Genomic DNA, 15,208 nt, shown 5'->3' with positions numbered 1-15,208 from the left:
TCAGGGCACGGAGTTATTTGCCCAACGGTCAGCGCAATTCAAAATGTCGCTTGTGTAGGAGCCAGCTCCCACACAAGCCAACTCCCACAGGTTATTTCAGGACGACCAAGCGGTTGGGCAGTTCATTGCGCGTGTGCGTCTGCGGCACATGCACCTTGAGCAGTTCGCCACAGGCCTCAATGCACGTGATAAACCCGCTCAACGTCTGCCCCTGTTTCACCTGCTGGGTAAACGTCTTGACGATGGCATCCCAACTGCTGTCATCCAGCCGTTTGGAAATGCCGTCATCCACCAGGATCTCCACGTAACGCTCGGCCTCGCTGACAAAAATCAACACCCCGGTGCTACCCAGGGTGTGGTGCAGGTTCTGCTCCAGGAACTGCCGGCGTGCCAGGTTTGACGCGCGCCAATGCCGTACCGAACGCGGGATCAGGCGGGTGGTGATGGCCGGCAGGCGGAACACCAGGCACAGCACAATGAAGGTCGCCCATTGCGCCAGCAACAAGGTGTGCATGGTCAGCCAGCCCGACAGGTAATGCACGATCCCCGGCACCACCAACGCCACCACACTGGCCCACAACAGCGGGATATAGGCGTAGTCGTCGGCGCGGGCGGCGAGTACGGTCACCAGTTCGGCATCGGTCTGTTGCTCGACCCTGGCAATCGCTTCGGCCACCTGGCGCTGCTCGTGTTCTGTCAGTAAAGCCATGGTTGTAGATGCTCTTTAGTTATTGTCATTACCAGCCACCCGAAGCCCCGCCGCCGCCGAAACCACCGCCGCCGCCCCGGAAACCGCCGCCTCCACCACCGCCACCGCCACGCCCGCTGCTGCTGAGAATCGCCAGCAGGATGGCGCCCACCGGCAGCCCCATGCGGTTGCACAGCCACAGTACCACCAGCAACAGGATGAACAGGCCGATGGAAAACACCGGGTTGTCCTTGGCGAAATTGGGATCCGCCACATGGGCCGGCACGGCCAACGGCTCACCGCCAACCACCTGGATCATGGCGGCCACGCCGTCGCTGATGCCCTGGGTGAAATTGCCCGCCTTGAACTTGGGCGCGATCACCTGGTTGATGATCACCCACGACTGCGCATCGGTGAGCACGCCTTCCAGGCCGTAGCCCACTTCGATGCGCAACTGACGCTCGTCCCGGGCCACGATCAACAGCGCGCCGTTGTCCTTGCCCTTCTGGCCGATGCCCCAGTGCCGGCCCAGTTGATAACCGAAGTCTTCAATGGGCAGGCCTTGCAGGTCGGGCACCGTGACGACCACTATCTGGTCGCCACGGGTTTGCTCCAGCGCCTGCAATTGCTGGTTCAGTTGCGTGCGCACCGCCGGGTCAATCATCTGCGCGTTGTCGACCACCCGCCCGGTCAGCGCCGGAAAGTCCGGGGCCGCCTGGGCAGTCAGGCTAAAGGCCAGCAGCAGCGCCGCCAGCCACCAAGCACGCCGGGTCATCAGAATTTCACTTGCGGCGCTTTATCGGCATCGGCACTGGTGGCCTCGAAGTTGGCGCGTACTGGCAAGTCGCTGTACATCACGCTGTGCCACAGGCGGCCAGGGAAGGTACGGATCTCGGTGTTGAAGGCCTGCACCGCGGCGATAAAGTCACGACGGGCCACGCTGATGCGGTTTTCGGTGCCTTCAAGCTGGGATTGCAGGGCCAGGAAGTTCTGGTTGGCCTTGAGGTCCGGATAGCGCTCGGACACCACCATCAGGCGGCTGAGGGCTCCGCTCAGGCCTTCCTGGGCCTGCTGGAATTGCTTGAGTTTTTCCGGGTTGTCGAGGGTGCTGGCATCGACCTGGATCGAGGTGGCCTTGGCCCGCGCTTCGATCACGGCGGTGAGGGTGTCCTGCTCATGGGCCGCATAGCCCTTGACCACTTCCACCAGGTTGGGGATCAGGTCGGCACGCCGCTGATACTGGTTCTGCACCTGGGCCCAGGCCGCCTTGACCTGTTCGTCCAGGGTCGGGATCTTGTTGATGCCGCAACCGCTCAGCACGCTGCTGATCAGTAGCAGGGCGGCGGCTTTCCAGCCCCATCGAATAGTCTGTGCTGCTTGCATGGTGTGTCTCCTGACCAACCTTATGGAATTTGACGACTGACCCTATACATCACGCGCTTGGGGCATAATCCGCCACTACTGGATTACAGCGAGCCAATCAGCTAAAAGATGCCCTTCTTTATGGATAGTTCATAAAGAGCTGAGAAGTGTGCGGTATTTATCCACACAACACCCGAACAACAATAGTCGCTCCCCACATTTTGGCCGAGCAGTGTTTTACCTGAACGCTGCGCAGTACGCCGAAAAAGGATATTCATGAAAAAGCTGTGTTTGCTGGGCCTTGTTGCCACTCTGGCCAGTCACTCCGTCGTTGCCGAGACCAAGCCCGCTGCGCTTAAAGACAAGGACGCGTTCGTCAGCGACCTGCTCCGGCAGATGACCCTGGATGAAAAGATCGGCCAGTTGCGCCTGATCAGCATCGGCCCGGAAATGCCCCGCGAGATGATCCGCAAGGAAATCGCCGCCGGGCGTATTGGTGGCACGTTCAACTCCATCACCCGCCCGGAAAACCGTCCGATGCAGGACGCGGCCATGCGCAGCCGCTTGAAGATCCCGATGTTCTTCGCCTATGACGTGATCCACGGCCACCGCACCATTTTCCCGATCAGCCTGGCCCTGGCCTCGAGCTGGGACATGGACGCCATCGGCCGCTCCGGGCGCATTGCCGCCAAGGAAGCCGCCGCCGACAGCCTCGACATCACCTTCGCGCCGATGGTCGATATTTCCCGCGACGCGCGCTGGGGTCGGACCTCCGAAGGCTTTGGCGAAGACACCTACCTGGTGTCGCGCATCAGCGAAGTGATGGTCAAGGCCTTCCAGGGCCCGAGCCCGGCCCAGGCCGACAGCATCATGGCCAGCGTCAAGCACTTCGCCCTGTACGGCGCAGTGGAAGGCGGTCGCGACTACAACGTGGTCGACATGAGCCCGGTCAAGATGTACCAGGACTACCTGCCGCCCTACCACGCCGCCATCAAGGCCGGCGCTGGCGGCGTGATGGTGGCGCTGAACTCGATCAACGGCGTGCCTGCTACCGCCAACACCTGGCTGATGAACGACCTGCTGCGCAAGGAGTGGGGCTTCAAGGGCCTGACGGTGAGCGACCACGGCGCGATCTTCGAGCTGATCAAGCACGGCGTGGCCAAGGACGGTCGCGAAGCGGCCAAGCTGGCGATCAAGGCCGGCATCGACATGAGCATGAACGACCAGCTCTACGGCAAGGAATTGCCAGGGCTGCTGAAGTCCGGCGAGATCGAGCAGAGCGATATCGACAACGCCGTACGTGAAGTGCTCGGTGCCAAGTACGACATGGGCCTGTTTGCCGACCCGTACCTGCGTATCGGCAAGGCCGAGGATGATCCGGCCGACACCTATGCCGAAAGCCGCCTGCACCGCAGCGAAGCGCGCGATATTGCGCGGCGCAGCCTGGTGTTGCTGAAAAACCAGAACGACACCCTGCCGCTGAAGAAATCCGCGACCATCGCCCTGGTCGGCCCGCTGGCCAAGGCCCCCATCGACATGATGGGCAGTTGGGCCGCCGCCGGTAAGCCCGCGCAATCGGTAACCCTGCTGGACGGCATGAACGCGGTGATCGGCGAAAAGGGCAAGCTGATCTACGCCCGTGGCGCCAACATCACCAGCGACAAGGCGGTGGTGGACTACCTGAACTTCCTCAACTTCGATGCCCCGGAAGTGGTGGATGACCCGCGCTCGGCCCAGGTGCTGATTGACGAAGCGGTCAAGGCCGCGAAAAACGCCGATGTGGTGGTAGCCGCCGTGGGTGAATCCCGTGGCATGTCCCACGAATCATCGAGCCGTACCGACCTGAACATCCCGCAAAGCCAGCGCGACCTGATCAAGGCCCTGAAAGCCACGGGCAAGCCGCTGGTGCTGGTGTTGATGAACGGCCGACCACTGTCGATCCTCGAAGAGCACCAGCAAGCCGACGCGATCCTGGAAACCTGGTTCGCCGGCACCGAAGGCGGCAACGCGATTGCCGACGTACTGTTTGGTGACTACAACCCGTCGGGCAAGCTGCCGATCACCTTCCCACGCTCCGTGGGGCAGATTCCGACCTACTACAACCACCTGACCATTGGCCGGCCGTTCACCCCGGGCAAACCGGGCAACTACACCTCACAGTACTTCGACGACACCACAGGCCCCCTGTACCCGTTCGGTTATGGCCTGAGCTACACCAGTTTCAGCCTGTCGGACATGGCGCTGTCGTCCACCACCCTGAACAAGACCGGCAAGCTCGACGCCAGCGTCACCCTGAAAAACACCGGCAAAGTTGACGGTGAAACCGTGGTGCAGTTGTACATTCAGGACGTGGCTGGCTCGATGATCCGCCCGATCAAGGAGCTGAAGAACTTCCAGAAGATCCTGCTCAAGGCCGGCGAATCGAAGGTGGTGCACTTCAGCATTACCGAGGATGACTTGAAGTTCTACAACACCCAGCTCAAGTTCGCCGCCGAACCTGGCCAGTTCAATGTGCAGATCGGCCTGGACTCCCAGGATGTGCAGCAGCAGAGCTTTGAACTGCTCTGACTTGAAGCTGTAAACACGGTCAATGTAGGAGCTGGCTTGCCTGCGATGGCAGCACCTCGGTGTAACTGATAGACCGAGGTGCCTGCATCGCAGGCAAGCCAGCTCCTACAGTTGATTGCGGTGTGTTCCCTACCCTCTTCGATCCAGCAGATTGACCACCAACCGGTCGATCCACCCCCACACCCGCTGCTTCACCCGCCGCCACAACGGTCGGGCCTTCCACGCCTCAAGGCTGACCGCCTGGCTCTGGGCAAAGTCGCGCTCGAAACTGCCCGCCACCGCCAGCGTCAACGCCGGGTCCAATGCTTCCAGATTGGCTTCCAGGTTGAAACGCAGGTTCCAGTGATCGAAATTGCACGAGCCAATGCTCACCCAGTCGTCCACCAGGACCATCTTCAGGTGCAGGAAACACGGCTGGTACTCAAAGATTTTCACCCCCGACTTGAGCAGGCGCGGGTAGTAGCGGTGCCCGGCGTAACGCACCGAGGGGTGGTCGGTGCGCGGCCCGGTCAGCAGCAGGCGCACGTCCACACCACGCCCTGCCGCACGGCGCAGGGCCCGACGCACGCCCCAAGTGGGCAAGAAGTACGGCGTGGCCAGCCAGATACGGTGCTGGCCGTTGTTCAAGGCGCGGATCAGCGATTGCAAAATGTCCCGGTGTTGCCCGGCGTCGGCATACGCCACTCGTCCCAGGCCCGGCCCGGTCGCGGGCACCTTGGGCAGGCGCGGCAAACCAAAATGCGTGGCCGGCTTCCAGGCCCGGCGGTGGTCGTTGACCCGCCATTGCCTGTCGAACAGGGCCTGCCAGTCCTGCACCAGCGGGCCGCTGATCTGCACCATCACTTCGTGCCAGTCGCAGGTGTCCTGGCCAGGGGTCCAGAACTCGTCGGTGACCCCGGTACCGCCCACCACAGCAATGGTCTGGTCGACCAACAGCAGCTTGCGATGGTCGCGGTAGAGGTTACGCATCCCGCGGCGCCAGCGTAGCGGATTGTAGAATCGCAGTTGCACCCCGGCCTCGATCAGGCGGCGCCGCAGGCTGAGGGTAAACGCCAGGCTGCCGTAGTCATCGAACAGGCAACGCACCTGCACCCCACGCTCGGCCGCCTGCACCAGGGCCTGGACCATCGCCTCGGCGCAGGCGCCCGCCTCCACCAGATACAGCTCAAGCTCCACCTGGTGCTCGGCACGGGCAATCGCCACGAGCATCTGCGGGAAAAAATTCGGGCCGTCGATCAGCAATTCATAGCGGTTGGCGCTGCGCCAGGGGAACACCGCGCCGCTCATGTCAGCGCGCCGTGAAAATCAGCACCGCACCTACCGGCACCGACAGGCTGATCGCGTCCAGGCCCGCAGCCTTGCGCAGGGTCTCGACACCGGTGAGCAAATCAAAATCCTTGGCGTGCAGCACCAGCGGCTCCAGGGTCACCACCTGGAAACGCCGGTCATCCAGGCGCGTGGCCAGCAGTTCGGCGTTGTAGGTCTGGGTCTTGCCGTGCAGGGTGACCGACAGCGGCAGGCGCAACTCCAGTTGCGCGCCGGTGGCCAGATCGTTGATCGGCTGCAGATTGATTTGCGCGTTGATCTGCGCATCAGGGTGGGTCTTGATCTGGAACAGGTCGTTGCGCATGCGCTCGTCACGCAGCGGGATGCCACTGTTGATCGACTCCAACTCGACTTCCAACTGCGCGGCACCTTTCTCGTCGACCTTGCCATGCAGCACCAGGAAGCGCTGGACTTCGGAAACATCGGTGTTTTTGGTGGTGACGAACGACAGCCGTGAGGATTCGTTATCCAGATACCAGGCGGCCTGTGCGGGCAGGGAGGCAGTGGCCAGCAGCAAGAGAGCCAGGGGTTTGAGGAGGGATGTGTTGAACATTAAACACTCGCGCGGAGAAAAACCTGCCTGAACATTAACTGGCCGGCTTGCTGCACGCAATGTAAGGGAGACAGCAATGTATATCCCCCTCAGCCCAACGCATGCTGCACCCCGCGCACAGTCGCCTCCAGGCTGGCCAGATGCAAACTCAACACCCGCTCCACCGGCGCCTGGTGCATCGGCCAGTGCAACGCCATGCTCCCCACCAACCGGCCATTGGCCCGCACCGGCAGGGCCACCGCGCGGATCAGGAACGGCAAGCGCACCGGGTACTCCCAGTACCCCTCGGTACGCTGGCCAAACCCCTGGTGCTGGGATTGCTCACAGGCGCGGTACTGGTCGTCGGCCGGCACATGTTCGCGGCTGGCCAGGCGCTCTACTTCATCAGAAGCCAACTCGGCCAGGCACGCCTTGCCCATGGCCGAGTGGAACAAACTGGCATGCTGGCCGACGATCTGGCAGTTGTTCGGGTACAGCTTGCGCAGCACCGTGGGGATCGCGCTCTCCATGACTTCCAGGCGTTCGCCGTCAAAGTTCGACAAATCCGCCACCAGCCCGGTGCGTTCGCTGAGTTCCAGCAGCCAGGGCGCCGCGCACTCCACCAGGCGGCGCTTGAACCGTTGCTGGGTATCGCCAAACAAACGCTGGGCACTGATGCGATAACGCCGGTCGCTCAGGCCGCGATAGATCCAGCCCTGCTCCTGCAAGGTCAGCAGCATGCGCGACACCGTGGCCTTGGGCAGGCGCGTCAGGTAATGCAGCTCCTCAAGCCCCAGGGCCTGGTGCTCACCGAGCAACTCGATGATGGCCAGTGCCCGCTCCACTGAGCGCACAGTACCTGTGTCGGCGTTGCTGCCCATGGCTGATCTCCCGGTTGCTGATGGATGATCGAATTTCACAGCAAGATACAGGCCGCTGCCAGCTCAGGCGTTCGCCCGCAAGCATTGCGGAGGGCGACGCTGCACCCAGCGTGTCAGTTGTTCATGGGCATACGCCAGTTGCAGCACGGCGCGATCCGCCTGGGCCGGGCCGATGATCTGCAAGCCCATGGGCAAGCCACGGTGGTTGAAGCCCACCGGCACACTCATGCTCGGCAGGCCGGCCAATGTGGGGCCGATCACCACCTCCATCCAGCGATGATAAGTGTCCATGGTTTGCCCCCCGACGACGCGTGGCCAGGGCTGTTGTGCATCGAAAGGGAACACTTGTGCGCTGGGCAGCAGCAGAAAATCGTAACGTTCGAACAACCTGGCCAAGGCGCGATACCAGTCGCTGCGCGCCAGCGACGCCTGATACACATCCGCCGCGTTCAGGCCCAGGCCGCCCTCGACTTCCCACTGCGCTTCAGGCTTGAGCAGCGCACGTTTATGGGGGGCGGCATAGGCCGCCCCCAGCGTGCCCTGCACCAGCCAATGGCGATGGACCAGCCAGGTTTGCCACAGGCGCGCCATGGAAAAGTCCGGCTGGCAGCTTTCTACCTCGCACCCCAGCGCGCCGAAATCGCCGAGGGCTGACTCACACAGGCCCAGCACGCCGTCGTCCATCGGCAGATAGCCGTTGTAGTCCCCCAGCCAACCCAGGCGTGCGCCGTTGAAATCACGGGCCAACGATGTGCCGAACACGCCGGGATCGTCTTTGAGCGACAACGGCACCCGCGGGTCATAACCGGCCTGGACGCTCAACAGCCGCGCCACGTCAGCCACACTGCGCCCCATCGGGCCTTCGGTGGCCAGTTGCTGGACAAACACCTCCGGCGCCGGGCCATGGGGTACGCGGCCCTGGGAAGGACGCAGGCCGAACACGTTGTTGAACGCCGCCGGGTTGCGCAGCGAACCCATCATGTCGCTGCCATCGGCCACCGGTAGCATGCGCAGCGCCAGGGCCACCGCCGCCCCGCCGCTGCTGCCGCCCGCGACCAAGGTCGGGTCATAGGCATTGCCGGTGGTGCCGAATACGCTGTTGTAGGTCTGCGAACCCAGGCCGAACTCCGGCACGTTGCTCTTGCCGATGATAATCGCGCCACTGGCACGCACCCGCGCCACGACGATCGCGTCTTCACTGGGAATCTGCTCGGCGAACAGGGGCGAGCCCAGGGTGGTGCGCAGGCCCTGGGTCGCCGCCAGATCCTTGATGGCCTGGGGCATGCCGTGCATCCAGCCACGGGAGCGGCCCTGGTCCAGCTCAAGGTCACAGGCACGGGCTTCGGCCAGCACATCGGCTTCGTCGCGCAACGACACCAGGGCATTGACCGAGGGGTTGAAGCGCGCGATCTGCGCCAGATAGGCCTGCATCACTTCGTGGCAGGACACCTGCCGTGCATGGATCGCCCGGGACAGCTCGAGCGCATCCAGTTCAACGATGTTCAAGGTTTCACCCCCTTGGCAAAGCGCGCCGGCGCTGCAGCCCTCGGCGCTTCATGCATGCAGTAAGTGCCCAGCAGCGTCAGGACGCAAGCGAACAGCACATAAAACGCCGGGGCCACCGGTGTGCCCAACTCTTTGCTCAACCAGGTGACGATCAGCGGGGCAAAACCGCCGAACACCATCACCGCTACGTTATAGGCCACCGACACACCGGTGGAACGCACCTCGATGGGAAACTGCTCGGCCAGGGCGGTCGGCGCCGGGCCGAAGAAGCCGCCGATGGCGGTGCACAGCATCACTTGCATCACCAACAAACGCTCGATGGACGGCGCCGCCGCGACCCACACATACAGCGGGTAGACCATCACAAAGAACGCCAGGGTAAAGCCCATCAACACCGGGCGCCGGCCCAGGCGATCCGACAGCATGCCGGACAAGGGGATGACCACGGTCATCAGCGCCACGGCAAACATCTGCACCATCAATACCTGGTCCAGGGGCAGGCCGAGGTTCTTGTGGGCGAAGGTCGGCATATTCACCAGCACCACGTAGAACGACACCGTCGCACCGCAGGCCAGGCCCATGCTCACCAGGATGCTGCGCCGATGCTCACGCAGCACTGTCATCAGGCTCGGGGCCGGGCCAGTGGCCTGTTTGCGCGCTTCGATAAACTCCTCGGGGTCTTCCATGTGCCGACGAATCCACAAGCCCACCGGACCGATCAGCAAGCCGAACACAAACGGCAGGCGCCAGCCCCACAGGTCGAGGGTCTGCGGGGAAAAGAAGTGAGTGACCAATGCCACCATCGCCGCGCCGCCAAACACCGCCAGGCACTGCCCGACCAATTGCCAGGAGCCGTAAAGGCCTTTGCGATGAGCCGGTGCGCTTTCCACCAGGAACGCCGTGGCGCTGGCATATTCGCCGCCGGTGGCAAAGCCCTGGAGCATCCGCGCCACTACGATCAGCAGCGGTGCGCCCATGCCGATGGCGGCGTAGTTGGGCGCAAACACGATCAGTGCGATGGACACGGTCATCAAGCGGATAATCAACTGCATGGCGGCCTTGCGGCCTTTGCGGTCGGCGTACATGCCGAGCAGGATGCCGCCCACCGGGCGCATGAAAAAGCCCACGCCGAAGGTGGCCAGGGCCATCAGCAGCGATGCGTATTCATCGTCCGAGGGGAAGAACTGCCGGGCGATGATGCTGGCCAGAAAGCCATAGACGATGAAGTCGTACCACTCCAACGCGTTGCCGACCACCGCCGCTACCACTTGCCGGGTGCGGGACACACCTTTTATTGAAGTCTGCATGAGAACACTCCATTCAACCTGTTGAGGAAAGGTCCAGCGGCAGGAAAAAGGCAGGTGGTCAGGCCGGCTTGAGCCAGCTCTCGGCCAGGGCGCCCCAATAGGCGGCGCCGGTCAGCAGGATCTCGTCGTTGAAGTCATAGGCCGGGTTGTGGACCATCGGCCGCGACACGCCGTTGCCGATAAACAGGTAGCTGCCGGGGCAGCGTTGGAGCATCCAGGCGAAGTCTTCGCTGCCCATCAACTTGGGCGTATTGGCGTCGACCGCCGCTTCACCGAGCAAGGCAATGCCGACCTGGCGGGCGAACTCGGTTTCGTCGGCATGGTTGACCAGCACCGGGTAGGCCGGGCGGTGTTCAATCTGTGCGGTACAGCCAAAGCTGGCGGCCTGGGTCTGGATGATTGCCTTGACCCGCTCCAGCATCTGCTCGCGTACCGGCGCATTGAGGGCACGCAGGCTCAGGCGCAGGATGGCCTGCTGAGGAATCACGTTGGCGGCCTGCCCCGCTTGCAGGGCACCGACCGTGACTACCGCAGCTTCCTGGGCATTGATATTGCGCGCGACCACCGTCTGCAAAGCCATCACCGTACTGGCGGCGGCCACCAGCGGGTCCACGGTCAGGTGCGGCATGGAACCGTGGCCGCCGACGCCTTCGAGGGTCACGGTGAGCAGGTCCTGGGAAGCCATCATCGGCCCGGTCCGCAAGCCCAGGTGGCCGGCGGGCAGGCCGGGCATATTGTGCATGCCGAACAGCGCGTCGCAGGGGAAGCGCTCCAGCAAGCCATCGGCGAGCATCGCTTCGGCGCCGCCCTGGCCTTCTTCGGCCGGCTGGAAAATCAGGTTGAGGGTACCGTCGAACTGACGCGTCGCCGCCAGGTAGCGCGCGGCGCCCAGCAGCATGGCGGTGTGACCGTCGTGACCGCAGGCATGCATGCAGCCGGCGTGCTGGCTGCTGTAGGCGACGCCGGTGTTTTCGATAATCGGCAAGGCATCCATATCGGCCCGGATCCCCAGGGTGCGTGGACTGCTGCCATTGCGCAGCACGCCGACCACGCCGGTGTGGCCGATGCCGGTATGGACCTCGAAGCCCCAGTCCTTCAGGGATTGTGCGACCAGGGCCGAGGTGCGGTTTTCTTCAAACCCCAGTTCAGGGTGGGCGTGGATGTCCTGGCGCACGGCGTGCAGGTCGCTGGCGACATCGCTCAGCCAATCCAGGATGTGCTGGTGTGGGCGCATGGTGACTCTCCTCGCAGGCGGGTGTTCCCGTTCTTTTTTGTGGCACCGCCACAGATAACCGCGATGGGCGTGCGAGGACAATCAAAGGTGGTTCCACCCTGTGGAACCTCAGGGCAGCAGGCGGCAGCCCTGGCGCTCGCCCAGCCATTGGGCGCTGTGGCTGCGGCCCAGGCCGCTGGCGGTGACCAGGCGCGTTTGCGGATGATCGGCAAAGGCGCTGGTGGGAACGTATTGCTTCACATACCCCAGGCAATAGTCAGCAGGATTGCCCGCCACATACCGACACGAGCAATACTCCTTGGCCGTATACGCCGCGATGATGTCGGGGAAGGCTTGCAGGTTGACGCGCTCGTGCCAGATCCATCCCAGCAAGGCGAGCAACAGCAGGAGAAACAGACTGATAAACGGGCGACGACGGATCATGGTTGCACCGCCGCGAGCACGCGTTTGAGCAGTTCGTTGTGGCGATAGCTGCCGTCGCGGTCATCGCCGTAGCGCACGATCACCAGCTGTGCCTCGGGCAACACATACAACGCCTGGCCCCAGTGCCCCAGGGCCGCGAAGGTATCGTCGGGCGCATCCGGCCAGGGCCGGGCAGCGCCCTGCACGTGGCGGTTGAGCCACCAGTGGCCGCCGGGTACCGCCTCGTCCTGGCCCGCGATGTACTGCGCCAGGGGTTGGCGATTGAAATCGACCCAGGCCTTGGGCAGCAATTGCCGCTCACCCCAACGCCCGTCCCGCGCCATCAACAAGCCAATCCGTGCCAGATCGCGGGCAGTCATATAGGCATAGGATGAGGCGACAAAGGTTTCATTGGCGTCGCTTTCCCAGCTGGCACTGCGAATGCCCAAGGGCGTGAACAGCGCGGTCCACGGGTAATCGACATAAGCCTTATGGCCAAGCATGCCCTTGAGGGCAGCAGACAATAGATTGCTGTCACCGCTGGAGTAGCGGAATGCCTGGCCAGGTGCGGCGAAGGGGCTGGTATCAGCGGCAAACTCCGCCATATCAGCGCGGCCACGGGTGTAGAGCATGGCCACCACCGAGGATTTCAGCGGCGCGTATTCGTAGTCTTCCTGCCAGTCCATGCCCGAGGCCCAATTGAGCAGGTGCCCCAGGGTAATGGTCGGGTGCTGCTTCATCGGTGGATAAAAGCGCGCGGCCGGGTCGCTCAGTTTGAAACGGTTTTCGCCGTACGCCACGCCCAGGACGGTGGCCATCAGGCTTTTGCTGATGGACCAGGTCAGGTGCGGGGTGGTGGCGGTGGTCGGTGCTGCATAGCGCTCATAAATGACTGCGCCATCGCGGATCACCAGCAGCGCGTCGGTGCGGATGCCTTCGCGGGTGATGTCATTGCGCGCCGGGAACGCATAGTCCTCCAGCGCCTTGACGGCGGGACCGGCCAACTGCGGGCCCTGGGACCAATCCTTTGCCGGCCAGGTCTGGGCATGGGCGGTAGCGGTGAACAGCAGCAAGGCGACGGACAGCAGGCCTTTGACCATGGACAAGCACTCGGGGGCATTCAAGCCCGCGAGCCTAATGCAGATAAATGACGGTTTGGCGACAGGCCTGGGAACCACCACATAGCGCCTGTGGGAACGGGCTTGCCCGCGATGGCCATAGGTATCTACACAACTCTTTAGCTTATTGGGTTTGTGTACATATCCGTTGCTGCGGTCATGGCGGCTATTGGTTCCGCTCTTACAGCGGGTCACTTTTGGAAAAGAGCCCCAAAAGTAACCAAAAGGGCTCCTGCCCCACCACTCGGTGCCTCGCCTAGGCTCGGCATGCCCGCAGTCAGGCATTGCTCCGTGGGCCCGCCGCGATCGGCCATCCATGGCCGTGTCGCGGCTACCCCGGCATCCATGCCGGGGTGCCCACTGCGCAATACCTGCCTGCGGCCATCGTGGTTTAACGGGGCGCCCAAGATCAAGATCAAAAGCCAGATCAAAAGCAGAGCAACAGCAAAGCCGGGGCGCGAAGCTGCATTCCCCCCTGTGGGAGCTGGCTTGCCTGCGATGGCGGTGTATCAGTCGATAAATGTATTGGCTGATACACCGCCTTCGCAGGCAAGCCAGCTCCCACAGGTATATGCGTACATCTCGACGATCAGGTCGGCTGTCAGGCCGACTCGCTTTGCTTGTGATTTTGATCTTAGGCGCCCCGTTAAACCACGCTGGCCGTCATCCGATATTGATTTGGGGGGTAACCCGGCAGGACGCCGGGTTAGCCGCGCTGGGCCATGGATGGCCCATCGCGGCGGCCCCCCAAATCAATGTCGGATGACGGGCACACCGAGCCTAGGCGAGGTGCCGAGTGGTGGGGCAGGAGCCCTTTTGGTTACTTTTGGGGCTCTTTTCCAAAAGTGACCCGCTGTTGAACTGCCCCCCGAATGTTGGACACCTGACCCCTCGGGAGGGTGTTCCATGACGAAATACAACCTAGCGCTCAAGCAATCACTGATTGAAGAGTGTCTGTCTGCCAGTAGCGTTCATGAGGTGGCCCTCAGGCATGGCTTGAGTCCATCGCTACTGCGGCGCTGGATCAAGGGTTTTGAAAAGCACGGTTCCTCTGGCTTGATTGCTAAGTACAGCCATTACGATGCCCAGTTTAAATTGAAGGTTTTGCAGTGCATCGAACAAGACGGACTGTCGGCCCAACAGGCCTGTATACAGTTTGATATCCGTGGCCCAAGCAGTATCAGGCAGTGGCAAAAGCTGTACGATGAGGGCGGCGTAGAAGCGCTACAACCGCATCGTCTTCAAGAGTCCAGCATGCCCCGCAAACCTTCCAGACAACCCAAAGCAAGTCCTGCTCTTCCTGCGGACGCAGAGCTGACCCCTGAACAAATGCTCGCAGAACTGGCCTATCTGCGCGCGGAGAATGCCTATTTAAAAAGCTCGATGCCTTAATCCAAGCGGATCCCCGTACTGCGCAGCCAAAAACGCAGGCCGTCCAAGGATTGAGGCATGAGCATCCACTTGCTCTGTTGCTACGTGCAGCGGGACTTGCACGCAGCACCTTCTATTACCAAAGCAAAACACTGCTAACCGACAAGCATGCCGACCTTAAAGATCGCATCCGCAGCGTCTTTCACGGGAATAAGGGGCGTTACGGCTACCGCCGTATCACTGCGACCCTTGGAAACAGTGGTGAGTTGATCAATCACAAAAAGGTGCATCGGCTGATGCAGATAATGGGCCTCAAGTCGCTGGTCAAAGTGAAGAAATATCGCTCTTACCGAGGTGCTGAAGGGCTTGTTGCGCCTGATCTACTAAAGCGCGAATTTAAGGCAGAAGCCCCTAACCAGAAATGGGTAACCGACGTGACGGAGTTCAAGGTGAAGGGGCAAAAGCTGTTTCTCTCGCCTCTCATGGATTTGTACAACGGCGAGATCCTGGCCTACCAGATCAACCGACGTCCCGAATTCAGGATGGTCTCGATGATGCTGGAAAAAGCCTTCGGGCGACTGAGTCGAGATGAAAAACCAATACTGCACTCTGACCAGGGTTGGCAGTACAGGCAGCCTACCTACCGACATATGCTGGCCGAAAAGAGCATCGAGCAGAGCATGTCGCGCAAGGGTAATTGCTTGGACAATGCCGCCATGGAAAGCTTTTTCGGCACACTCAAGAGCGAGTTTTTCTATCTGGAATCATTTGAGAGTGTGGAGCAGCTGGCATCAGGCATAGAGGATTACATTGCCTACTACAACCAAGACCGCATAAGCCTCAGACTGAATGGCTTGAGTCCGGTACAATTTCGTATCCAGACGCTGAATCAATAGCGTCCCTGTCCAACATT

The 15,208-nt window shown here is 62.0% G+C and carries 13 protein-coding genes; 2 read left to right on the top strand and 11 right to left on the bottom strand.

Annotated features, from left to right (window positions below; translation table 11 throughout):
- Positions 1-91 precede the first annotated feature (91 nt).
- Genes K1X80_RS07490 through K1X80_RS07480 form a run of 3 tightly spaced genes read right to left on the bottom strand, consistent with a single transcriptional unit; the run spans position 92 to position 2,071 of the window.
- Positions 92-709, bottom strand: a complete 618-nt coding sequence (locus K1X80_RS07490) for a TPM domain-containing protein (RefSeq protein ID WP_057439769.1) — start codon at positions 707-709, stop codon at positions 92-94.
- A gap of 28 nt (positions 710-737) precedes the next feature.
- On the bottom strand, positions 738-1,463 hold the full coding sequence (locus tag K1X80_RS07485) for a YgcG family protein (RefSeq protein WP_057439771.1): 726 nt from the start codon (positions 1,461-1,463) through the stop codon (positions 738-740).
- Positions 1,463-2,071 carry a LemA family protein gene (locus tag K1X80_RS07480; RefSeq protein ID WP_029297013.1) on the bottom strand — a complete coding sequence of 203 codons (609 nt, stop codon included), beginning with the start codon at positions 2,069-2,071 and terminating at the stop codon, positions 1,463-1,465. Before K1X80_RS07480 ends, K1X80_RS07485 begins: the two co-directional genes overlap by 1 nt.
- A gap of 255 nt (positions 2,072-2,326) precedes the next feature.
- Between K1X80_RS07480 and bglX the strand changes: the two genes are divergently transcribed.
- On the top strand, positions 2,327-4,618 hold the full coding sequence (bglX, locus tag K1X80_RS07475; RefSeq protein ID WP_057958758.1) for a beta-glucosidase BglX: 2,292 nt from the start codon (positions 2,327-2,329) through the stop codon (positions 4,616-4,618).
- Positions 4,619-4,747: 129 nt separating this feature from the next.
- Here bglX and K1X80_RS07470 read toward each other — a convergent pair whose 3' ends face one another.
- From K1X80_RS07470 to K1X80_RS07435, 8 genes are all read right to left on the bottom strand, one after another.
- The gene (locus tag K1X80_RS07470; RefSeq protein WP_057958757.1) at positions 4,748-5,905 is read right to left on the bottom strand and encodes a phosphatidylserine/phosphatidylglycerophosphate/cardiolipin synthase family protein; all 1,158 of its coding nucleotides are present in this window, start codon (positions 5,903-5,905) and stop codon (positions 4,748-4,750) included.
- 1 nt (position 5,906) lies between these two features.
- On the bottom strand, positions 5,907-6,497 hold the full coding sequence (locus tag K1X80_RS07465; protein WP_120732003.1) for a YceI family protein: 591 nt from the start codon (positions 6,495-6,497) through the stop codon (positions 5,907-5,909).
- 89 nt (positions 6,498-6,586) lie between these two features.
- Positions 6,587-7,357 (bottom strand): IclR family transcriptional regulator, encoded by a 771-nt coding sequence (locus K1X80_RS07460; protein WP_057439776.1) that lies wholly within the window; start codon positions 7,355-7,357, stop codon positions 6,587-6,589.
- A gap of 63 nt (positions 7,358-7,420) precedes the next feature.
- Complete coding sequence (locus K1X80_RS07455) at positions 7,421-8,863, bottom strand: amidase (RefSeq protein WP_120732001.1); 1,443 nt, start codon at positions 8,861-8,863, stop codon at positions 7,421-7,423.
- A complete protein-coding gene (locus K1X80_RS07450; protein ID WP_128593592.1) occupies positions 8,860-10,170 on the bottom strand; it encodes a citrate-proton symporter in 1,311 nt (436 codons plus the stop codon). The genes K1X80_RS07455 and K1X80_RS07450 overlap by 4 nt, the downstream gene beginning before the upstream one ends.
- Positions 10,171-10,228: 58 nt before the next feature.
- Positions 10,229-11,404 carry a M20 aminoacylase family protein gene (locus K1X80_RS07445; protein WP_057439780.1) on the bottom strand — a complete coding sequence of 392 codons (1,176 nt, stop codon included), beginning with the start codon at positions 11,402-11,404 and terminating at the stop codon, positions 10,229-10,231.
- Between the two features lie 108 nt (positions 11,405-11,512).
- Positions 11,513-11,827, bottom strand: a complete 315-nt coding sequence (locus K1X80_RS07440; RefSeq protein ID WP_057439782.1) for a hypothetical protein — start codon at positions 11,825-11,827, stop codon at positions 11,513-11,515.
- Positions 11,824-12,906: a serine hydrolase gene (locus tag K1X80_RS07435; protein ID WP_220172762.1), complete on the bottom strand. Its 1,083-nt coding sequence runs from the start codon at positions 12,904-12,906 to the stop codon at positions 11,824-11,826. Before K1X80_RS07435 ends, K1X80_RS07440 begins: the two co-directional genes overlap by 4 nt.
- Positions 12,907-13,830: 924 nt before the next feature.
- Between K1X80_RS07435 and K1X80_RS07430 the strand changes: the two genes are divergently transcribed.
- A protein-coding gene (locus K1X80_RS07430) for an IS3 family transposase (RefSeq protein WP_220172761.1) occupies positions 13,831-15,191 on the top strand; the annotation gives its coding sequence in 2 pieces (ribosomal slippage) (positions 13,831-14,308 and positions 14,308-15,191; 1,362 coding nt in all).
- Positions 15,192-15,208: the final 17 nt, after the last annotated feature.

It is taken from the genome of Pseudomonas sp. So3.2b, from assembly GCF_019464415.1.
GTDB lineage: Bacteria > Pseudomonadota > Gammaproteobacteria > Pseudomonadales > Pseudomonadaceae > Aquipseudomonas > Aquipseudomonas shahriarae.
Note: the sequence above shows the minus strand (reverse complement) of the source record. Positions and strands in the feature narration are given on the sequence as shown.